This is a genomic window from Caulobacter sp. GW821-FHT11A05, assembly GCF_058809015.1.
Genome location: NZ_JBXASF010000015.1, coordinates 26,756 through 45,682 on the forward strand (window position 1 = coordinate 26,756; position 18,927 = coordinate 45,682).

The following is an 18,927-nucleotide window of genomic DNA, read 5'->3' on the forward strand; positions in this document are numbered from 1 at the left end:
CCCACCCGTTAGGCAGGCTCACCAAAGCCGCTGAAGGGGCTCACTCGCCATGCTGATTTCCGACGTCATGACCGCCAATCCGCAGGTCGCCAAACCCTCGGACACCGTCGCCGACATCGCCCGGCGCATGAACCAGATCGACACCGGCGCCATTCCCGTCGTCGAGGACGGCCAGATCAAGGGCATCATCACCGACCGCGACATCGTCCTGCGCGTCGTCGGCGAACAACGCAGCTTCGACACCAAGGTGTCGGAAGTGATGACCACCGACGTCCAGACCTGCCGCGAGGACGCCACCATCGCCGACGTCATCTTTCAGATGCAGGACAAGCAGATCCGCCGCATCCTGATCGTCGACGACAAACAGAACCTGACCGGCATCGTCTCCCTCGGCGACGTCGCGCAGGAGGCCTCGGCCCGCAAGGCCGGCGCCATCCTGGAAGAGATGTCGGACGCGCCGGCGAATAACTGAGCACCGGGGACATGTTGGATTTCCGCAGGAAAGCCAACGTGTCCCCTCTTCCTGCCGGCGCCAAAGAGGGGACACGTACGGTTTTCCAATGAAAACCGAACATGTCCCCGATCACCGCGCTAAATACGGCGCGTGCCATCCTTCGTCACCCGCTTCGCCCCCTCGCCCACCGGCCATCTCCACCGGGGCCATGCCTATTCCGCCCTCACCGCCTTCGAGGCCGCCCGCGCCGCATCCGGCCGCCTCCTCCTGCGCGTCGAGGACATCGACGTCACCCGCTGCCGTCCCGAGTACGAAACCGCCCTCCTCGAAGACCTGGCCTGGCTCGGCCTGAGCTGGGAGACCCCGGTCCGCCGCCAGTCCGACCACCTGGCCGACTACGACGCCGCCCTGACCCAGCTCCGCGACGCCGGCCTCGCCTACCGCTGCTTCAAGACCCGCAAGGAGATCGCCCAGGCCGCCCAGTCCGCCCCGCACGGCCTGCCCGCCGCCTACGTCGGCGCCCCGCTCTCCGCCGACGAGGAGGCCCAGCGCCTCGCCGCCGGCCAGCCCTTCGCCTGGCGCCTGTCCCTCGCCGCCGCCCGCGCCCACCTCGGCGGCTTCGACCTGACCTTCACCGAAGGCGACGAGACCCGCCCCGCCGACCCGACAACCGCCGGCGACATCGTCCTGGCCCGCAAGGACGTCGGGGTCGCCTATCACCTGGCCGTGGTCGTCGACGACGCCCTGCAGGGCGTCACCCACGTCATCCGCGGCCAGGACCTCTACGAGGCCACCCCGGTCCAGCGCCTCCTTCAGACGCTCCTCGGCCTCCCGGCCCCGACCTACCGCCACCATCCCCTGCTGGTCGGACCGGACGGCAAGCGCTACGCCAAGCGCGACCAAGCGCAGACCCTTCGGGAGATTCGCGCCAGCGGCGTCACCGCCGAAGACCTGCGCCGGGAGCTAGGATTTACGTGAACAGTCGCGCGCTGCCGCTGATCGCCCTGCTGGCCGGCGCCTGCGCCATCGGCTTCGCCCCCATCTTCGTGCGCCTGACCGAGACCGGCCCCGCCGCCGCCGGCTTCTGGCGCCTGGCGCTGGCCCTGCCGATGCTGGCCCCCTTCGTCTTCCGCCCCTCGCTGTTCAAGGCCGCCCAGCCCTCGCCCGCCTGGCCCAGCCCCGCCCTGATGCTGGCCGGCGTCTTCTTCGCCGCCGACCTGGCCTTCTGGCACTACGGCATCGGCATGACCTCGGTGGCCAACGCCACGGTGCTGGCCAACCTGACCCCCATCGTCGTCACCATCGTCGGCTTCCTGGTCTTCAAGGAGCGGGTCGGCCCGATCTTCCTGGCCGGCATGGCGCTGGGCCTGATCGGCGCGTGGACCATGGCCGCCGGCCGCGGCGCGACCGCGCCCGGAACCAACCCACCGCTCGGCGACATCCTCTCGGCCGCCACCGCCCTCTGGTACGCCGCCTACTTCCTCTGCGTGCGCCAGGCCCGGGCCCGCTTCGGGACCATGGCGGTGATGTTCTGGTCCAGCCTGGTCGGCGCCGTCGGCCTGGCCGTGATCATGGCGGCCATGGGCGAGGACATCATTCCGGACAGCCTGGCCGGCTGGGGCGCCTGCCTGGGGTTGGCCATCGTCCACGTCACCGGCCAGGGCGCCATCGCCTGGGCGCTCGGCCGCCTGCCGACCGCAACCACCAGCGTCGTCGTCCTGGTCCAACCCGCCGTGGCGGCGCTCCTGGGGTGGCTGATCTTCACCGAAGCCATGACCCCGCTCCAAGGCCTCGGGGCCCTCGCCGCCCTGGCCGGCGTGGCGCTGGCGCAGTGGGCCGCTGCCCGTGACCAGCGGAAGACCGATCAGGCAGGCTTGTCCCAGTAGCTGTAGGCAAACGCAGTTGCGAACCCGAAGCGCTCGTACAGCGCAATCGCCGGCGCGTTCGGCGCCTCGACCTGCAGATAGGCCTTCGAAGCTCCCGCCGCCCTCGCCCCAACCATCAGGGCCGCGACGATATCCTGCGCCAGACCCTGGCGCCGCCAGGCCGCCAAGGTCCGCATCCCGAACACCCCGGCCCAGTCGCCCTCGACCGCCGAGCCGCCGATCGCCACCGGCGCGCCGTCCACCTCGATCCGCGCGAACACCCGCGGCCGGGCGATTCGATGGAACGCTCCCATCCGCTCGGCGGCATCCGCGGGATTGTCCTGCGTCCCCAGGAACACCCGCTCGAACGCCTCCCCGACCGTATCCGACACCAAGACCCGCTCCGGCCGCGCCACGTCCGCAATCTCAGCCACCATCATCAGGGTCGGTGTCCGCGCCCGGTACCCCCGCCCCGCCAGCTCGGCCTCCAGCGCCGGCAGCGGCCCGGCCGGCTTGAACACCGGCGGCAATCCACGCGCCGCATACCAGGCCTCGACCGCATCCACCGCCTCGCCCAGCGGCACGGGCGGCTCGCCCAGCGGCCAGCAGGCGTTCAACCGCCCCGACCAGCCCGTCGAGGCATTGAGGATCCAGGGCCCCAGGCTCGACCGCTCGGCCGCCGGCCAGGCCCGGTCGGCGATCCGCTCGAGACTGTCGATGGCGCCCGCGTCCACTACGGCTCCGCCAGCAGCGACCGCACCAGCTCCATCGCCTCCGGCCCGCTCCAGTCGGCCTCGCCCGACACCCGCGCCCGCTCGACGCCCTTCTTGTCGTAGATCACCGTGGTCGGCATGCCCTGCGCCTGCGGGTTCAGCAGGAAGGGCATCGAGCCCGAGGCGTCGCGGTAGTAGGCCAGCGGCCGGTTCTTGGCCATGAAGGCCCGCGCCTGCATGTCCTTGTCGTCCTTGTCGATGCTGATCGCCACGATCGCCACCGGCTGGCCGTCATAGGTCGCCGCCAGCCGCGAGAAGGTCGGCATCTCGACCAGGCAGGGGGCGCACCAGGTGGCCCAGAAGTTGACGACGGTCACCTTGCCCTTGAAGCCGGCGATGGTGACATCCTTGCCGTCCGCATCCTTGAACACCGTCGGCGGCGGCGGATTGGGCGCCTTGGTGATCTCCAGCTTCGCCAGCTTGCCGCGCTTCAAGGTTTCGAGGTTCGCGGGCCCATTGGGGACTATGACCGCGCTCAGGATGACATATAGAACCGCCAGCACGCCCACCAGGACGGCTACCGTTATCGCCCACCGGATCACATCGGGCCGCCGATCGGCCTTGGACACTTCGCTCATATGACCGACGACTCCTCGCATAAACCATCAGGCCAGGCCATGTGGGGCGGGCGTTTCAGCGCCAAGCCGGCGGACCTGATGCAGGCCATCAATGTCTCCATCGGCTTCGACCGCCGTCTCGCCAGCCAGGACCTGGCCGGTTCGAAAGCCCACGCCGCCATGCTGGCCGCCGTGGGGGCGATATCTAGCGAGGATGAGGCGCAAATCCAGCACGGTCTTTCGACCATCGAGGCCGAGATGGCCGCCGGGACCTTCCCGTTCCGCGACGAATACGAAGACATCCACATGAATGTGGAGGCCCGCCTGGCCGAATTGATCGGCGAACCGTCCGGCCGGCTGCACACCGCCCGCAGCCGCAACGACCAGGTCGCTCTCGACTTCCGCCTCTGGGTCCGCGAGGCCTGCGACCGCACGCAGCAGCAACTCAAGGCCCTGCAACGCGCCCTGATCGCCAAGGCCGAGGCCCACGCCGACGCCCTGATGCCCGGCTTCACCCACCTGCAGCCGGCCCAGCCGGTGACTTTCGGCCACCACCTGATGGCCTATGTCGAGATGTTCGGCCGCGACGCGTCCCGCTTCGCCGACGCCCGCGTGCGCATGAACGAAAGCCCGCTCGGCGCCGCCGCCCTGGCCGGCAGCCCCTTCCCCATCGACCGCCACCAGACCGCGGCCGCCCTCGGTTTCGACCGCCCGACCGCCAACAGCCTCGACTCGGTGGCCAGCCGCGACTTCGCGCTGGAAGCCCTCGCCGCCGCCTCGATCGCCGCCACCCACCTCTCGCGGCTGGCCGAAGAGATCGTCCTGTGGATGACCCCGCAGTTCGGCTTCATCAAGCTGTCGGACGCCTTCACCACCGGCAGCTCGATCATGCCGCAGAAGAAGAACCCCGACGCCGCCGAACTGGCCCGGGCAAAGGTCGGCCGGGTCCTGGCAGGCTTCACCAGCCTGACGGTGGTCATGAAGGGCCTGCCGCTGACCTATTCCAAGGACATGCAGGAGGACAAGGTCCCGACCTTCGAGGCCTTCGACTCCCTGGAACTGGCCCTGCTGGCCATGGCCGGCATGGTGACCGATCTCGAACCCAACACGGACAGGATGGCCGCCGCCGCCGGCTCCGGCTACTCGACCGCCACCGATCTGGCCGACTGGCTGGTCCGCGAACTGAACCTGCCCTTCCGCCAGGCCCACCACCTGACCGGCGCCGCCGTCAAACGGGCCGAGCAGCTGGGCGTGGACCTGCCCGAACTTTCGCTTGTTGAGTTGAAGGCGCTGGACCCGCGCATCACCGACGGCGTTTACTCGGTGCTGACCCCCGCCGCCTCCGCCGCCAGCCGGCAGAGCTATGGCGGAACCGCTCCCGATCAGGTGAAGAGCCAGATCGCCCGCTGGAAAGAAGTCCTGTCATGAAACTCCGCACCGCGATCCTCACCGCCGCCCTCCTGGCGGCCCCGCTCCTGACCGCCTGCGGCAAGACCGGCGACCTCGAACGCCCCGGCCCGCTCTGGGGCCCGGACGAGCGCGCGCCCGACGCCCGCGCCAAGGAAGAGGCCGCCCGCCGCGCCGCCTCGGCCCAGGCCAACAAGCCGGCCCAGCCCGGCTCGCCGCAGGAGGTCCGCGACCCGGCCTCCAGCACCGCGACCATCCGCCAGCAACCGATCGCCGGCACGAACGATCCCTTCGGCAAGCCTCCCCAATAAGCAGGTCTAGGTGAATCACTTCGAGACCCGCTCCGGCGACCTCTACTGCGAAGACGTCTCCCTCGCCGCCATCGCGCAGGCGGTGGGCACCCCCGTCTATGTCTACAGCCAGGCCACGCTGGAGCGGCATTTCCACGTCTTCCGCGAGGCCCTGCGGACCCACGCCAATCTCGGCGAGCCGCTGATCGCCTATGCCGTGAAGGCCAACGGCAACGTCTCGGTCCTGCGCGTGCTGGGCGCCCTGGGGGCCGGGGCCGACACCGTCTCCGAGGGCGAGATCCGCCGCGCCCTGGCCGCCGGCATCCCGGCCAGCCGCATCGTCTTCTCCGGCGTCGGCAAGCGCCCGCAGGAGATCGAGTTCGCCCTGAAAGCCGGGGTCGCCGAGATCAACGTTGAGTCCGAACCGGAACTCGACCTCATCGCCCAGATCGCCGAAACCCTGACCCTCCAGGCCCCCGTCGTCTTCCGGGTCAACCCCGACGTCGAGGCCGGCGGCCACGCCAAGATCGCCACCGGCAAGGCGGAGAACAAGTTCGGCGTCTCCTTCACCGAGGCCCGCCGCCTCTACGCCAAGGCTGCCGAGCACCCGCACCTCAATCCCCTCGGCGTCGCCTGCCACATCGGCAGCCAGATCAGCGACCTGACCCCCTTCGAGCAGGCCTTCACCAAGATGCGCGGCCTGGTCCTCGACCTCCGCGCCGAAGGCTTTCACGTCGAGCGCCTCGACCTCGGCGGCGGCCTGGGCGTGCCCTACTTCAACATGCCCGAGCCCCCCTCGCCGGCCGACTACGCCGCCATGATCGCCCGGGTGATCGGCGACCTGAACGTCCAGCTGGCCTTCGAGCCCGGCCGCATGATCGCCGCCAACGCCGGCGTCCTGGTCGCCCAGGTGCTGCACCGGCACGAGCGGCCCGAGGGCCGCAAGTTCCTGGTCCTCGACGCGGCCATGAACGACCTGCTGCGCCCGGCCATGTACGACGCCTTCCACGACATCCGCCCGGTCGCCGCCACCAACGCCGAGCCGGAACCCTTCGACGTCGTCGGCCCGGTCTGCGAGACCGGCGACACCTTCACCCGCGACCGGATCATGCCCGGCCTCGACAGCGGCGACCTCGTCGCTTTCATGAGCGCCGGGGCCTACGGCGCGGCCATGGCATCCGAGTACAACAGCCGCCCCCTGGTCCCCGAGGTGCTGGTCCACGGCGACAAATTCGCCGTCATCCGCCGCCGCCCCACCTACGAGGAAATGCTGGCCGGCGAGGCCCCGGCCAGCTGGCTGTGAGCCTCGCCCTCCCCGACATCGTCCGCCGCCGCGCCGAGCAGCAGGGCGAGGCCGGTCTCGCCTGGCTCGCCGCCCTCGACACAACCGTCGCCGATCTCGCCGTCGCCTGGTCCATGACCATCGGCCCGGTGATGTCCGGCGGCACCGAGGCCCTGGTCGTCGAGGTCACGCTCGACAGCGGCGTCCCCGCCGTCCTCAAGCTGCCCTACCCCGGCGCCGACCCCACCGACCGCGAACGCCGCACCTTCCAGGCCGCCGCCGGCCGAGGCTACGCCGCCCTCCTCCGCCACGACCCGGCCAGCCGCGCCATGCTGCTGGAGCGCCTCGGCCCCATGCTCGACAGCCTCGGCCTCACCCTCGACGAGCAGATGGTCGCCATCTGCCAGACCCTCCGCCAAGCCTGGACCGCGCCCCTGCCGGCCGAACCCATGATGACCGGCCCCGAAAAGGCCGCCGACCTCGCCGCCTTCATCGAAACCACCTGGACGGCCCTGGGCCACCCCTGCCCCCGCGCCATCATCGACCGCGCCCTGGCCTTCGCCGAAACCCGCGCCGACGCCCACGACCCCGCCAACTGCGTCCTGGCCCACGGCGACGCCCACGGCTGGAACACCCTGGCCGATCCGCACAACCCCGGCGGCTTCAAGTTCGTTGATCCCGACGGCCTTATCATCGAGCCGGCCTACGACCTGGCCATCCCCATGCGCGAATGGTCGTCCGACCTCCTGGCCGGCGACCCGTTGGACCGCGGCCGCGCCCGCTGCCGCCGTCTGGCGCAGCTCACCGGTCTGGACGAGGAACCCATCTGGCAATGGGGCTTCATCGAGCGCGTCTCGACCGGCCTCAGCTGCCTGCGGGTGGGCCTGCCGGAAGGCCCGGCCATGCTCGCCGTCGCCGCGCGTCAGGTATGACGCCCGCTCAGTCTCCCGCCCGGTAACGGGCGAGCCAATCGAGGCTCAGCCCATCCTGCTGGCGGGCCAGGGTCGGCAGGGACACCGGGGTTGCGGCCGAAAGGCCCAGCGCCGCCAGCACCTGGCCGGCCGCCGCCCCCGGATCACGCGCGACATCCTCGTACCACAGCGTGACGACCGGCGTGTCGGTGTCGGCCAGCAGTTCCTGCCAGCCCTCGTCCTGCCAGGCCAGGAAATCCGCCTTCTCCTCGATCTGCGCCCGGCTGTAGATCGGCTCTCGCCCGCCCACCCCGGGTCCGACCCATGCCTGTGTCTGCTCGGCGCGCGCCAGCGACACCGCCTGCGCCAGCCTGTCTCGCCGCCGCAAGCGGACCCAGGCCCCTGGGGCCAGCCGCCGCAGGATGTCCGCATCCTCGCGGCGCGCCTCTAGCAGCTGCGTCAGGAAGGTTTTGACACCGAACACGCCGTTGGGAGAGGTCCGACGCCGCGCCAGGGCGGTGAGGTAGCCGGCCAGGTCCGTCCCGCCAATGCGCGCCTTGAAGGCCTCCAGCCGCGGCAGATTGAGATACTCCAACGGAGCCCCGAGGGCGCCGGTCCGCCACAGGGCCAGGGCCAGCAGCGTGCCGCCGCACCTTGGGGTCACGGCCAGCAGGTAGCGCAGGCTGGGCGGCTCCTCCCGAACCGGAAAATCGAAGGAACGCCCGTAGAGGTCGGTGAGGTCCTCCAGCCTCATGGCCCGCGCGCCCGAGCGTCGCCCAGCGCGCCGACCGCCGCCGTCAGGACCTCCTCCAGCAGGATTTCGTCCTCCGCCGGCGTCGTCTGGATCCAACGCATGGCCGTGGCGTGAAGCGTCATGACCGGCGCCAGTCCCGGCCAACAGGCGGCGGCGTTGCGATAGGTCGCCGGCCGGGCGCTGACCAGCACCAGCCCAGGCGGCAGCACCGGCTCCAGCAGTTCGCACAGCCGGCGCTCGCGCCGCGCCAGCCGCGCCCGCTCCGCCGACGGCTCGATGGCGACGGCGGTCGCCTCGAACGGCCCCAGATAGTCCAACGCCTGCCGGTGCAGCCGTCGCCCCGCCGCCAGGAACGCCTCGTCGAACCCGCAGCCGGCGCGCGCCGGCCGCGCCGCCGCCGCGAACGGGGCCAAAAGGCCGTCCGGGTCGGCGAACACAGGCGCGCCCTCGCCCGGATACCCCAGGCCATAGCGCAGGAAATTCTCCCGCCGGGGGGCGGCGCCGCCACAGGCCATGCCGGTCATCCACAGCACCGCGTCGAGCAGGATCGCATCATGCGCCTGACCCGCCCGCGAAGACCCGGTAAAGAGCGCCGCCTCGCGCAACAGCCGGCTGCATTGGGCAAGCCGGGCTCGCCAATCAAAGGCCCCAGGCGGCCCCGACAGCAGGGCGGCAAGATCGTCCCCGACCACGACGGGTCGCGACGACACCGACAGCTGCCAGGCCAGCGACGTTCCCACCGCGTGCTCGGCCGCGGCGTCGGCGAGGGTTTGCACGGTCAGGTCGACCTGATCGCGCGACAGTCCCGGGCGTCCGGCCAGGGCCAGGGCGACGGCCGCCTCGACGACGTCAGCTGAAGCCGCGCCGCGCGTCACCACCCTCAGGTCCAGGTCGCTCAGCCCGTCGTCGATGCCCAGGGCGTAGGACCCGACCTCGAGAACCCCGGCGATCTCGTCTGGCGGCGGGACGACCATCTCAGGCCAGCCGCGTCGCCTGGCCGCGCACAAAGGTCTCGAAGTTCAGCAGGAAGAACAGCATGTCTCGCTCGTCGCCGGTCAGGGCCTCGGCCGGCCGCGCCGCCAGCGCCTCGGCCGCCGCCCCGTCCACCAGGCCCAGCGCCACCGACCGCGCCTCCCCGATCACGGCTTCAACGAAACCCCGGTTGCGCTCGAGGCCGACGTTCAGGGTCGGCCCGAAGGTCTCCTTGACGTACTCGGTCTCGAAACAGTCGTCGCCAGTCAGCCGGGTCAGGCTCATCCGATGCAGCCGCCTGTCGTGCCGGAGCTCGGCCGGCAGTCGAAAGGTGAACTGGGTCAACAACCGGCTGTGGAAGGGATAGACCGGCCAAATTCCATGCCGCAGCAGGCGCTCGGACCGGGCCGCCGCCGCCGTCCAGGCCGAGTCCAGCACGCCGGCGAACGGATAGCCGTCGCGGGTTCCGGCCAGCAGGCTCCGTCCCCGTTCGGTCAACAGGTCGCCGCGGTCGCCGCCCGCCCCCTCGCCGCGCTCATGCGGGTACAGCGGGTACAGCTCGTCGCCGCCCGATCCGGTGATCAGGGCGTCGACGCCCGACGCCGCGCAGAAGGCGATCATCGGTTCGAATATCTCGGGGTAGTTCTCGTCGTGCGGCCACACGGTCAGCGGCCGGCGTCGCGGGCTGGTCTCTCCGTAGGGCGCGAGCCGGATCGCCGGCACGGCCAGGTCGGCCATCCGGCCGGTCGCGACGATCAGCTCACGCCGGCCAACCTGGGCCCGGCCCATCGCCCCTTCGAACACGGCGCCATAGCTGAGCAGCCCCGGCCCGAAGGCGCGGGCGGCGACCAGGCTGGTAATCGCCGAGTCCATGCCCCCGCTGATCTCAACGGCGGTGCGGTCGGGCCGCAGCGGCCGCAATTCCATCAGCGCCGCCGTCGCGTCCAGCAACAGCGCGACCGGGTCCTCTCCCGCCGCCAGGTCGGCCGGCACAACGCCCGGGCTGGCCGGCGGATAACCCACCGACAGCCTCCCCGCCTCGGCGACGATCGTCGAGGCGGCCGTCAGTCGCCGCAGGCCGGAGACCACGATCTCCGCCCCATAGCCGGCGCTGCCCGCCAGGAACCGGGCCGAGGCCGGGCCGTCCAGCGACAGGCCGCCCGCCGGCAACAGCTCGCTCGGACTCCAGGTCGCCTCGACCCCGTCGACGTCGCCGCGCAGATAGATCGGCGCCAATCCCCAGTAGGAACAGGCGAACCGCACGGCGCGGCCATCCGCCTCCCAGGCGACGGTCAGCCAGTCCAGCGGATAGGTCTCCAACGCGGCCAGGGCGGCCTCGACCGCCGCGTCGTCCGACCGCGAAACCTCGGTCGCCGGCCGGGTGTCGCCGGCCAACCGCTCCCGCACGATGACAACCCTTCGCCGGGATCCGACCAGGACTTCCGACCGCAGCAGGCGATGGCCGAACGGAACGATGCGGCTTTCGCCAAAAAGAAAACCCCCGTCGAACTGTTCGACGGGGGCCTTCAGATCGTCATAGCGAATGGACGCCTTGAGCATCGCGCTATTGGCGGATCCACGGTTGGGCGTTCTGCGCATCCTCGCCGCCCGGGCTCTTGCCGCCCCCGAAGCCGCCGTTGAAGTCGACCGAGCCGGGGTCCTTCATCATGATCGGCTTGGCGCCCTCGGCGTCTCGCCGCGCGACCAGCGCCGCTTCCAGAGCCTGCAGCCGCGAATCGAGGCGGTTGATCGTATGGGTGTCCATCTCTCGGTCTCCTCAGGGGTTGGAAAACCGATACTGGCGGTCACATTGCGCAAGATGCAACCTGAAAATGCGCGAGCATCGTTAACCGCCGCACTGACGGTCGGACGAGCGCAAAGCCTCAGTCCATCGCCCCGATATACGGCAGCCCGCGCATCGTCCCGGCCACGTCCAGCCCATAGCCGACCAGGAACCGCCCGGGCGCCTCCCAGGCCACGAAGTCCGGCTCCAGGGCCCGCTTCTCCGGCCAGGGCTTGCGCGCGAACACCGCCGTCAGAACCTCCGACGCCCCGGCATCCTTCGTCAGCCGCGCCGCCTCGCTCAGCGACAGCCCGGTGTCGAACACGTCGTCGAGGATCAGCGTCTTGCGGCCCAGCACCGGTCGCTGCAGGTCGGCCCGCACCTCGCACCGGCCGTAGGAGGCCCGCGCGTCCTTGTAGGACGACAGCCACAGGGCGTCGAAATGCACCAGCCGCCCCAGCCTGGCCAGGGCCCGGGTCAGGTCGGCGGCGAACCAGATGCCGCCGGTCAACAGGCAGATGGCCACCGTATCGTCGTCGATGCGCGGGGCGATCTGCGCCGCCAGCGCCTCGACCGCCGCCGCGATCTCGGCCTCCGAGATCAGCACCGTCGGCGTCTCGTTCATCAGTGGTGCTCCTCGGCGGCCGCCGTCGGCAGCGCATTGGGGTCATGCGGGTCGAGCGGCTTGGCTTCGTCAGCGGTCAGCGGACCGGGCTCGGCCGTGCCGCGCAGGGTCGGCGCCTTCACCTCCGGCGCCGCGGCCTTCTTCGGCCTGGGCTTGGCGGCGACTGCGCCCTTGTCGGTGACGAAGCCGACCTCGATCTCGGCCGCCGTCTTCGGCGGATCCAGCAGCACCACGGCGAAGTGACGGGTCTCCCCGGCCGGGATGACCGGATCGGAGGCCTGGGCGATCTTGGCCATCACCCGCTTGTTCTGCTTGTTGATCAGGCTGATCTGCAGCGGCGGGGCGGTGACCGGCTCGCTGCGGATGTTGCGGATGACGCCCGACACCGACAGCGCCGCATGGCCGTCCTGCAGGGCCGGTTCGAACCGGATGTCCTCGATCTCCAGCCCGATGAGGTTCACGTCCAGGTTCACGGCGGCGTAGGCGGAAGCCGTCTTCGGCCAGATCCGCACGACGCTGTCGCGCATCACCACGGCCCCGAAGCCCAGCACGATCATCATCGCGGTCATCCCGGCCCAGACAATCCCCGTCGTCGCCGCCTCGCGCACCCGCCGCTCGGTCTGGGCCTTGGCCCGGAACACCTTGGGCAGTTCCTCGCCGGGCAGTTCGTCCAGCGGCGCGGGGGTCGGATTCAGGGTCGGCGGCTCGCGGCCGATGGCCCCTTCCTCACCGCTTATCGACAGGTCGAGTTCGGGTTCGGGATGGGCTGTCCACCGATGGCCGCACGCGGCGCACTTGACAGTACGGCCAGTCGCGCCGACCTGATCGTCGCCGACGAAATACCGGGTAGCGCACTCTGGGCAGGTTAGTATCATGGCCGGCGAATCGGTCCGCTCCCGCAACTCTATGTGAGGTCGCCGATTCCGGCTCCCATGTCCACTGACCGCAACGCCTACACGAGCGATTTGCCCGCTGGGCCGACCCTGCGCTTCTCCGGCGTCGGCATGCGCTATGGCCGTTCGGCGGAGGTGCTGCGCGACATCAATTTCGAGCTGCCGCCTGGCTCTTTCCACTTTCTGACCGGCGCCTCGGGGGCCGGCAAGTCGAGCCTCTTGAAGCTGATCTACATGGCCGAACGTGCGTCGCGGGGCCGCATCGAGATGTTCGGCCGCGACATCGACCAGATCGCCCTCAGCGACCGGCCCTTTCTGCGCCGCCGCATCGGGGTGGTGTTCCAGGAGTTCCGCCTGCTTGAACACCTCAGCGCCTTCGACAACTGCGCCCTGCCCCTGCGCATCGCCGGGGGCAAGCCCGACAAATACCGCGCCGACGTCGCCGAGCTGATGAGCTGGGTCGGCCTCAAGTCCCGCCAGCACGCCCTGCCCGCCACCCTCTCCGGCGGTGAGAAGCAGCGGCTGGCCATCGCCCGCGCCGTCGTCGGCCGCCCCGACATCCTGCTGGCCGACGAACCGACCGGCAACGTCGACCAGGGTCACGCCCTGCGCATCCTGCGCCTGTTCGTCGAACTCAACCGCCTGGGCACGACCGTGCTGATCGCCACCCACGACGAGGATCTCGTCGCCCGCAGCGGCCAGCCGGTGCTGCACCTCGACGGCGGCCGCCTGCTCGCCTACGGCCGGAGCGACGGCCGATGACTGACACGATGTTCGACCCGGCCCGCTGGCGCCCCGGCCCCCTGCTGCCGCGCCGCGACGCCCGCGACGGGGCGCTGATCTTCGTCGTCGCCGTGCTCTGCTTCCTGGCCTGCCTGACCGCCATCGGGGCCCTGGCCGCCGACCGCGCCGCCCGTGGCTGGACCAGCCAGCTTTCCGACAGCGCCACCGTCGTCATCCAGCCGCACGGCGCCGAGACCCCCGACGCCGCCGCCGCCCGCGCCGCCGAGGTGCTGGCCGGGGTGAAGGGCGTCAGCGAGGCCCGCGCCCTCGAAAAGGAAAAGGCCGAGGCCCTGCTCGAGCCCTGGCTCGGCCGCGAGGCGCTGATCGACGACCTGCCCGTCCCCCGCCTGGTCACCGTCGAGCTCGACGCCAAGGCCCCCGCGAAAGCCGCCGACCTCGACCGCGCCCTGAAGGCCGCCGGCGTCGACGCCAAGGTCGATGACCACAGCGTCTGGATCAAGGACATCCAGCGCGCCGCCGGCTTCGCCCGCTGGTCGGCCCTGGCCATCTGCCTGCTGATCGTCGCCGCCGCCATCGCCGTCATCGGCTTCGCCACCCGGGCGGGCCTCGCCGCCCACCGCGACGTCATCGAGGTGCTGCACCTGTCCGGGGCCGAGACCGGCTTTGTCGCCCAGCTGTTCCAGAGCCGTTTCGCCACCGCCGCCTTCATCGCCGGGGTGTTCGGAGCCGGCGGCGCGGCCGTGGTCGCGGCCCTCGCCCGCCTGGCCGGCGGCGGCCAGGGCCTGACCCCCGTCCTGCCCCTGGCCTGGATCGACCTGCTCGCCGTCCTCCCCGCCCCACTGCTGGCCGCCCTCACCGCCGCCATCGCCGCCCGCCTCGCGGCCGCCGCCATCCTGCGCCAGCTGGGCTAGCCGCACGCCCCAATCCCCATGAAACCCCCATGCCACCCGCATGAAAAACAGGCGCCGCCTCTGCGCAAATCCGATGCCGCCGCAACGAAATACCTATGCATAATACATTGATTTAATTGCGCTTATTGGCCAAACGAGTCTAGCACGGCGCCGTTTCATGCTACAATACCGGGCCGCTTCGTTAACGCGCTCCGCCGGCCGGTCTTCCCACGGAACCTCGGAACCCTCTAGAACAGCGTCATGCGCCGCCTATCCCTGCTGCTCATTCTCGTCGTGGTCTGGTTCGTCGGCCTGCTGGCCTTCGCCGGGCGGATCGACAAGCTGACGCCCGCCGCCGAACCGCCGGTGTCGGACGCCGTCGCCGTGCTGACCGGGGCCTCGACCGAGCGCATCAAGGCGGCCGTCCGCCTGCTCGAAGAGGGCAAGGGCAAGCGGCTGCTTGTCAGCGGCGTCAACACCGAGGTCTCCAGGGAGGATTTGCTGGAGGTCACCGGCGCCTGGAAGCCGATCTACCAGTGCTGCGTCGACCTCGGCTTCGAGGCCGCCGACACCAAGGGCAACGCCCAGGAAATCGCCGCCTGGGCCGAAAAGCACGGCTTCACCCAGATCATCGTCGTCACCGCCGACTACCACATCCCCCGCTCGATGCTGGAGCTGCGCGGCGAGATGCCCGGCGCCAAGCTGATCGCCTACCCAGTCAAGACCGACGCCATGGATGCCGCCCACTGGTGGCGCGACCAGACCCAGATCCGCCGGCTGACCCTGGAATACTGCAAATACCTGGCGGTGCTGGTCCAGGAATCTGTCATGGGCCTCTTCCGCAAAGCGCCCGGGGCCGACGCGGAGCCTAAGGAGAAGACGAAGTGACCGTGTTCCGCTCCCTCGTCTTCCTGGTCCTGTTCTACGTCCTCTCGGCCATCCTCGCGATCGGCCTGTCGCCCCTGCTGCTGGGTCCGCGCAAGCCGCTGATGGCGGTGATGGTCGTCTGGGGCAAGTCGGTCACCTGGCTGCTGCGCGTCGTCTGCGACGTCAAGGTCGAGGTCCGCGGCCGCGAGCACCTGCCGGTCGGGGCCGCCCTGATCGCCACCAAGCACCAGCGGATGTTCGACATCTTCGGCGCCTTCGCCTTCCTGCCCGACGCCTGTTTCGTGCTGAAGAAGGAACTGGTCTCCATCCCCTTCTTCGGCTGGTGGGCCACCCGCTCGCACATGATCGTCGTCGACCGCGAGGGCCATTCGACCGCCCTGCGCAAGCTGGTCGCCGACTCCAAGGAGCGGATGCTGGAAGACCGCCAGCTGGTCATCTTCCCTGAAGGCACCCGCAAGAACCCCGGCGACGCCGGCGACTACAAGCCCGGCATCGCCGCCCTCTACCGCGAGCTGGAGCTGCCGGTGACGCCGCTGGCGCTCAACACCGGCCGCCACTGGAACGTCGCCAAGGGCTTCATCATGGAGCCGGGGACCATCGTCTTCGAGTTCCAGCCGCCGATCCCCTCCGGCCTCAAGCGCGCCGACTTCATGCGCCAGCTGGAAACCTCGATCGAGACCGCCTGCGCGCGTCTGCTGGACGAAGGGCTCTAAAGCTTGCTGTCCCACCGCCTCGCGACCGAAGCGGACATCCCGGCCCTGACCGCCCTGGCCGCCGCCGCCATCGACATTCACCTGGCCGCCGTCCTCACCCCCGCCCAGCTCGCCGCCAGCCGCCAGCTGATGGGTCTCGACAGCCAGCTGATCGCCGACCGCACCTACTTCGTCGTCGAAGAGGATGGGAAGCTCGCCGGCTGCGGCGGCTGGAGCCGCCGGGCCACCGCTTACGGCGGCGACCACTCCCCGGGCCGCGACTCGGCCCTGCTCAACGAGGCCCAGGACGCCGCCAAGATCCGCGCCATGTACACCGCGCCGGGCTTCGAGCGCCGGGGCGTGGCGCGGCTGATCCTGTCGCTGTGCGAGGGGGCCGCGAAGACCGCCGGCTTCAGCAAGGTCGAACTGGTCGCGACGATGTCGGGCCGGCCGCTGTATGAAGCCTGCGGCTATCACCCGCTCGAAGCCTTCCATGACGATCGCGCGGGCGAACCCGTCCCGCTCCTGCGCATGGGGAAGGCACTGTAACCTCCCTCCCCGAATTGGGGAGGGCAGACGCGCGGTTACGCGCGTCGGGTGGGGAAGTCGGTCATTGACTTTCGAGGCTATGCGCCAGGGGACTCAGCCGGCCAACAGGGGTGACCCACTGCCCCACCCGGCGCTGCGCGCCACCCTCCCCATTCGGGGAGGGATGCTACCCCTCCACCATCTTCAACAACCGCTCCATCCCCTCATCCCGAATCCCCTCGGCCCGCAGGTGCTCCACCAGGTCCGTCAGGTAGTCCTCGTTCCGCCCCGACAGCCCCACCGCCCCGTGGATCAGCTCCGCTTGCCGCTCCAGGCTCAGATCCCCGGCCCACTGCCGATGGCCCTTGTCCGACAGGAAAACCAGCGCCGGCGCGCGGCCGCCACCATCGAGCCGCACCTCGCGCCAGGCCTCGACATAGGTCTCCGTCGGCTGCTCCCGCTCCCGCAGATAGGCGTAGACCTCCGGCCAGGCCTCCTCGGCCACCCGGTAGGCCGCCCCGCGCGTCGCCCCGCCCGGCGCCAGACCCAGCACCAGCCCCGGCCGCTCATAGGTCCCCCGATGGTGCACCGAATAGATGCAGAACGCCCTTCTCCGCCCGTGGAGAACCGCGCCCTTTCGCTCTACAAACGGGAACCCGGGCCGCCACATCAGCGATCCATACCCGAACACCCAACGGCCTTCGCCGCCCGCATCGCTCATTTACGCCGACCTGAGAGAACGCATTTGTCCGAGACCCTGCCCGATCCCGCCCCGCGCCGCAAACGCAGCGGCATCGCCATCCCGTTTATTCTGCTGGCCATCGCCATCGCCGCCTGGACCGGCGGCTGGTGGTGGCTGCGCGGCGAGGCCATGCGGCGGATGGACGAGACCGCCAAGGTGCTCGGCGACAAGGGCTACCGCCTGACCTGGACCGAACGCACGGTCGGCGGCTACCCGTTCCGGCTCGACATCACCCTCAAGGACGCCCAGGTCTCCGAACCCTCCGGCTGGGCCCTGTCGACGCCGCAGATCAAGAGCGAGGCCTTCGTCTACGCCCTGAACCACTGGGTGTTCGTCGCCCCGCAGGGTCTGACCTTCACCCGCCCCGACGGCGGCGCCGTCATCGTCCAGGCCCAGGCCCTGCGCGCCTCGCTGTCGGACCTCGACAAGCGCCCGCCGACCATCGCCATCGAGGGCGCCGGCCTGACCTTCAACCCCGAGGCCGGCGCCAAGCCCTACTTCCTGTCGGCCGCCAGGCAGCTGAACATGCGCATCCTGCCCGGCCCCAACGACCTGGGCGGCGTTCTCCTGCATATCGGCGGGGCCCATATGGCCCTTGAGGGCCTGGCCGCCCGCGCCACCGAGGGCGGCGTCGTCGACATGGACCTCGACCTCACCCTGACCAAGATGTCGGCCCTGGCCGGCGAGGACTGGGAGGGCGCCGCCCGCGCCTGGGCCGCCAAGGGCGGCGTCATCCAGGTCGACAGCGCCTCGATCACCGGCGGCGCGGCCAAGCTTTCCGCCAAGGCCGGAACCCTGACCCCCGACGCCAACGGCCGCCTCAGCGGCGACCTCGACGCCACCCTCGGCGACCTGACCGGCAGCGGCCAGGCCCTGCAGGGCCGCGTCAGCCTCAGTGACGGCAAGGCCCGCATCGGCCCGCTGGAGATCGGGCCCTCGCCCCGCGTCTGGTGACGGATGCGGCAAATTCGGCGCAAGATTCTTGCGCCGCCTGCCGCCTATTGCGTCCCGGGCCGCATGGCTTTAGGCGCAAGGCGTGAATTTTGAGGAACAAATGGGTCGGGACACTCCATCAGCGCCGCTTACCCTGGACGCCGTCCGGGCCCGGATCGACGAGGTCGACGCCGACCTGCTGCGCCTGATCGACGAGCGCGCCTCCCTGGCTGTCGCGGTCGCGCAGGCCAAGAAGGCGGCCGGCGGCGAGTTCAAGTTCGGCCTGCGCCCCGGCCGCGAGGCTCAGGTCATCCGCAAGAAGCTGGCCCGCGAGAACCCCATCGCCGGCCCCGGCCTGGTCGTCCGCATCTGGCGCGAGCTGATCGCCGACAGCCTGTCGCGCCAGGGGCCGTTCAGCGTCACCGTCTGGGGCGGCCGGGCCGAGGCCCAGACCCTGGAGGCCGCCCGCCAGCGCTTCGGCGTCGCCCCGCCGGTGACCATGGTCACCAAGCCCGAGGACGCCCTGGCCGGCGCCCGCCAGCTGGGCGGCGTCGGCGTCCTGGCCCTGACCGGCGATTCCTCCTGGTGGGGCCGGCTGCTGGCCGAGCCCGAAATCCGGGTCTTCGCCACCCTGCCCTGCCTGACCCAATGGGGTCCGACCCGGGCCCTGGCCGTCGCCGCCGTGCCCGTCGAGCCGACCGGCGCCGACCAGACCCTGTGGGTCACCGACGCCGCAGGCAGCAACGCCGCCGTCATCGACGCCCTCAGCCGCGACGGCGTCGCCGCCGCCCCCCTGCTGGAGTCCGGCGGCCTGAAGCTGTTCACCCTGGCCGGCTTCTACCAGAAGGACGACGAGCGCCTCGCCCGCGCCCCCGGCCGACTTTCCGGCGTCATCGGGGCTGCACCCGAGCCGTTCGACGTGTAAGAGGCGGGCCTTCCTGTCT

General features: G+C 70.8%; 23 protein-coding genes. 14 read left to right on the top strand and 9 right to left on the bottom strand.

What is annotated here, in order from left to right; translation table 11 throughout:
* The first annotated feature begins 49 nt into the window (after positions 1-49).
* The 3 genes from AC1RSK_RS19010 to AC1RSK_RS19020 all read left to right on the top strand — a co-directional run bounded on the left by AC1RSK_RS19010 (position 50) and on the right by AC1RSK_RS19020 (position 2,340).
* Positions 50-472: a CBS domain-containing protein gene (locus AC1RSK_RS19010; RefSeq protein ID WP_492909198.1), complete on the top strand. Its 423-nt coding sequence runs from the start codon at positions 50-52 to the stop codon at positions 470-472.
* 132 nt (positions 473-604) lie between these two features.
* Complete coding sequence (gene gluQRS / locus AC1RSK_RS19015) at positions 605-1,432, top strand: tRNA glutamyl-Q(34) synthetase GluQRS (protein ID WP_492909200.1); 828 nt, start codon at positions 605-607, stop codon at positions 1,430-1,432.
* On the top strand, positions 1,429-2,340 hold the full coding sequence (locus tag AC1RSK_RS19020; RefSeq protein WP_492909202.1) for a DMT family transporter: 912 nt from the start codon (positions 1,429-1,431) through the stop codon (positions 2,338-2,340). Before gluQRS ends, AC1RSK_RS19020 begins: the two co-directional genes overlap by 4 nt.
* On the opposite strand, the gene AC1RSK_RS19025 is transcribed toward AC1RSK_RS19020, so the two are convergent.
* Positions 2,319-3,053, bottom strand: a complete 735-nt coding sequence (locus AC1RSK_RS19025; RefSeq protein ID WP_492909204.1) for a GNAT family N-acetyltransferase — start codon at positions 3,051-3,053, stop codon at positions 2,319-2,321. The genes AC1RSK_RS19020 and AC1RSK_RS19025 overlap by 22 nt on opposite strands.
* Positions 3,053-3,670, bottom strand: a complete 618-nt coding sequence (locus AC1RSK_RS19030; RefSeq protein ID WP_492909206.1) for a TlpA family protein disulfide reductase — start codon at positions 3,668-3,670, stop codon at positions 3,053-3,055. Before AC1RSK_RS19030 ends, AC1RSK_RS19025 begins: the two co-directional genes overlap by 1 nt.
* Here AC1RSK_RS19030 and argH point away from each other — a divergent pair, their 5' ends adjacent.
* Genes argH through AC1RSK_RS19050 form a run of 4 tightly spaced genes read left to right on the top strand, consistent with a single transcriptional unit; the run spans position 3,671 to position 7,560 of the window.
* Positions 3,671-5,077, top strand: a complete 1,407-nt coding sequence (argH, locus tag AC1RSK_RS19035) for an argininosuccinate lyase (protein WP_492909208.1) — start codon at positions 3,671-3,673, stop codon at positions 5,075-5,077.
* Positions 5,074-5,367, top strand: coding sequence for an LPS translocon maturation chaperone LptM (gene lptM, locus AC1RSK_RS19040; RefSeq protein WP_492909210.1), 294 nt, complete (start codon positions 5,074-5,076; stop codon positions 5,365-5,367). Before argH ends, lptM begins: the two co-directional genes overlap by 4 nt.
* A gap of 10 nt (positions 5,368-5,377) precedes the next feature.
* Positions 5,378-6,649, top strand: a complete 1,272-nt coding sequence (gene lysA, locus AC1RSK_RS19045) for a diaminopimelate decarboxylase (RefSeq protein WP_492909212.1) — start codon at positions 5,378-5,380, stop codon at positions 6,647-6,649.
* Positions 6,646-7,560, top strand: a complete 915-nt coding sequence (locus AC1RSK_RS19050; protein WP_492909214.1) for an aminoglycoside phosphotransferase family protein — start codon at positions 6,646-6,648, stop codon at positions 7,558-7,560. Before lysA ends, AC1RSK_RS19050 begins: the two co-directional genes overlap by 4 nt.
* Before the next feature lie 7 nt (positions 7,561-7,567).
* Here the strand turns inward: AC1RSK_RS19050 and AC1RSK_RS19055 are convergent, their stop codons facing one another.
* From AC1RSK_RS19055 to AC1RSK_RS19080, 6 genes are all read right to left on the bottom strand, one after another.
* Entirely contained in the window at positions 7,568-8,293 is a 726-nt protein-coding gene (locus AC1RSK_RS19055) for a Stf0 family sulfotransferase (protein WP_492909216.1), read from the bottom strand.
* Positions 8,290-9,267, bottom strand: coding sequence for a hypothetical protein (locus tag AC1RSK_RS19060; RefSeq protein WP_492909218.1), 978 nt, complete (start codon positions 9,265-9,267; stop codon positions 8,290-8,292). Before AC1RSK_RS19060 ends, AC1RSK_RS19055 begins: the two co-directional genes overlap by 4 nt.
* 1 nt (position 9,268) lies before the next feature.
* The gene (locus tag AC1RSK_RS19065) at positions 9,269-10,825 is read right to left on the bottom strand and encodes a hypothetical protein (RefSeq protein WP_492909220.1); all 1,557 of its coding nucleotides are present in this window, start codon (positions 10,823-10,825) and stop codon (positions 9,269-9,271) included.
* A gap of 4 nt (positions 10,826-10,829) precedes the next feature.
* Complete coding sequence (locus AC1RSK_RS19070; RefSeq protein ID WP_492909222.1) at positions 10,830-11,030, bottom strand: hypothetical protein; 201 nt, start codon at positions 11,028-11,030, stop codon at positions 10,830-10,832.
* 118 nt (positions 11,031-11,148) lie between these two features.
* Positions 11,149-11,673 carry a phosphoribosyltransferase gene (locus AC1RSK_RS19075; RefSeq protein WP_492909224.1) on the bottom strand — a complete coding sequence of 175 codons (525 nt, stop codon included), beginning with the start codon at positions 11,671-11,673 and terminating at the stop codon, positions 11,149-11,151.
* A complete protein-coding gene (locus AC1RSK_RS19080; RefSeq protein WP_492909226.1) occupies positions 11,673-12,548 on the bottom strand; it encodes an MJ0042-type zinc finger domain-containing protein in 876 nt (291 codons plus the stop codon). The genes AC1RSK_RS19075 and AC1RSK_RS19080 overlap by 1 nt, the downstream gene beginning before the upstream one ends.
* A 57-nt stretch (positions 12,549-12,605) precedes the next feature.
* Here AC1RSK_RS19080 and ftsE point away from each other — a divergent pair, with 57 nt between their 5' ends.
* The 5 genes from ftsE to AC1RSK_RS19105 all read left to right on the top strand — a co-directional run bounded on the left by ftsE (position 12,606) and on the right by AC1RSK_RS19105 (position 16,329).
* Complete coding sequence (ftsE, locus tag AC1RSK_RS19085; protein WP_492909227.1) at positions 12,606-13,328, top strand: cell division ATP-binding protein FtsE; 723 nt, start codon at positions 12,606-12,608, stop codon at positions 13,326-13,328.
* Complete coding sequence (locus AC1RSK_RS19090) at positions 13,325-14,221, top strand: cell division protein FtsX (protein WP_492909229.1); 897 nt, start codon at positions 13,325-13,327, stop codon at positions 14,219-14,221. The genes ftsE and AC1RSK_RS19090 overlap by 4 nt, the downstream gene beginning before the upstream one ends.
* Positions 14,222-14,461: 240 nt before the next feature.
* Positions 14,462-15,088: a YdcF family protein gene (locus tag AC1RSK_RS19095; protein WP_492909231.1), complete on the top strand. Its 627-nt coding sequence runs from the start codon at positions 14,462-14,464 to the stop codon at positions 15,086-15,088.
* Positions 15,085-15,801: a lysophospholipid acyltransferase family protein gene (locus AC1RSK_RS19100; RefSeq protein ID WP_492909233.1), complete on the top strand. Its 717-nt coding sequence runs from the start codon at positions 15,085-15,087 to the stop codon at positions 15,799-15,801. The genes AC1RSK_RS19095 and AC1RSK_RS19100 overlap by 4 nt, the downstream gene beginning before the upstream one ends.
* A 3-nt stretch (positions 15,802-15,804) precedes the next feature.
* Positions 15,805-16,329, top strand: a complete 525-nt coding sequence (locus tag AC1RSK_RS19105; protein ID WP_492909235.1) for a GNAT family N-acetyltransferase — start codon at positions 15,805-15,807, stop codon at positions 16,327-16,329.
* Between the two features lie 166 nt (positions 16,330-16,495).
* On the opposite strand, the gene AC1RSK_RS19110 is transcribed toward AC1RSK_RS19105, so the two are convergent.
* Positions 16,496-17,029 (bottom strand): gamma-glutamylcyclotransferase, encoded by a 534-nt coding sequence (locus AC1RSK_RS19110; RefSeq protein WP_492909237.1) that lies wholly within the window; start codon positions 17,027-17,029, stop codon positions 16,496-16,498.
* A gap of 24 nt (positions 17,030-17,053) precedes the next feature.
* Between AC1RSK_RS19110 and AC1RSK_RS19115 the strand changes: the two genes are divergently transcribed.
* Both AC1RSK_RS19115 and AC1RSK_RS19120 read left to right on the top strand, forming a co-directional pair.
* Positions 17,054-18,004 (top strand): DUF2125 domain-containing protein, encoded by a 951-nt coding sequence (locus AC1RSK_RS19115; protein WP_492909239.1) that lies wholly within the window; start codon positions 17,054-17,056, stop codon positions 18,002-18,004.
* Between the two features lie 100 nt (positions 18,005-18,104).
* Complete coding sequence (locus AC1RSK_RS19120) at positions 18,105-18,908, top strand: chorismate mutase (RefSeq protein ID WP_492909241.1); 804 nt, start codon at positions 18,105-18,107, stop codon at positions 18,906-18,908.
* The last annotated feature ends 19 nt before the right edge of the window (positions 18,909-18,927 follow it).

What these genes read in the sequence shown, in the direction of transcription:
- AC1RSK_RS19010 (WP_492909198.1), top strand. Translation starts at nt 50, where the DNA reads ATGCTGATTTCCGACGTCATGACCGCCAATCCGCAGGTCGCCAAACCC.
- AC1RSK_RS19030 (WP_492909206.1), bottom strand. Translation starts at nt 3,670, where the DNA reads ATGAGCGAAGTGTCCAAGGCCGATCGGCGGCCCGATGTGATCCGGTGG.
- argH (WP_492909208.1), top strand. Translation starts at nt 3,671, where the DNA reads ATGACCGACGACTCCTCGCATAAACCATCAGGCCAGGCCATGTGGGGC.
- lptM (WP_492909210.1), top strand. Translation starts at nt 5,074, where the DNA reads ATGAAACTCCGCACCGCGATCCTCACCGCCGCCCTCCTGGCGGCCCCG.
- AC1RSK_RS19055 (WP_492909216.1), bottom strand. Translation starts at nt 8,293, where the DNA reads ATGAGGCTGGAGGACCTCACCGACCTCTACGGGCGTTCCTTCGATTTT.
- AC1RSK_RS19060 (WP_492909218.1), bottom strand. Translation starts at nt 9,267, where the DNA reads ATGGTCGTCCCGCCGCCAGACGAGATCGCCGGGGTTCTCGAGGTCGGG.
- AC1RSK_RS19065 (WP_492909220.1), bottom strand. Translation starts at nt 10,825, where the DNA reads ATGCTCAAGGCGTCCATTCGCTATGACGATCTGAAGGCCCCCGTCGAA.
- AC1RSK_RS19070 (WP_492909222.1), bottom strand. Translation starts at nt 11,030, where the DNA reads ATGGACACCCATACGATCAACCGCCTCGATTCGCGGCTGCAGGCTCTG.
- AC1RSK_RS19075 (WP_492909224.1), bottom strand. Translation starts at nt 11,673, where the DNA reads ATGAACGAGACGCCGACGGTGCTGATCTCGGAGGCCGAGATCGCGGCG.
- AC1RSK_RS19080 (WP_492909226.1), bottom strand. Translation starts at nt 12,548, where the DNA reads ATGATACTAACCTGCCCAGAGTGCGCTACCCGGTATTTCGTCGGCGAC.
- ftsE (WP_492909227.1), top strand. Translation starts at nt 12,606, where the DNA reads ATGTCCACTGACCGCAACGCCTACACGAGCGATTTGCCCGCTGGGCCG.
- AC1RSK_RS19090 (WP_492909229.1), top strand. Translation starts at nt 13,325, where the DNA reads ATGACTGACACGATGTTCGACCCGGCCCGCTGGCGCCCCGGCCCCCTG.
- AC1RSK_RS19095 (WP_492909231.1), top strand. Translation starts at nt 14,462, where the DNA reads ATGCGCCGCCTATCCCTGCTGCTCATTCTCGTCGTGGTCTGGTTCGTC.
- AC1RSK_RS19110 (WP_492909237.1), bottom strand. Translation starts at nt 17,029, where the DNA reads ATGAGCGATGCGGGCGGCGAAGGCCGTTGGGTGTTCGGGTATGGATCG.
- AC1RSK_RS19120 (WP_492909241.1), top strand. Translation starts at nt 18,105, where the DNA reads ATGGGTCGGGACACTCCATCAGCGCCGCTTACCCTGGACGCCGTCCGG.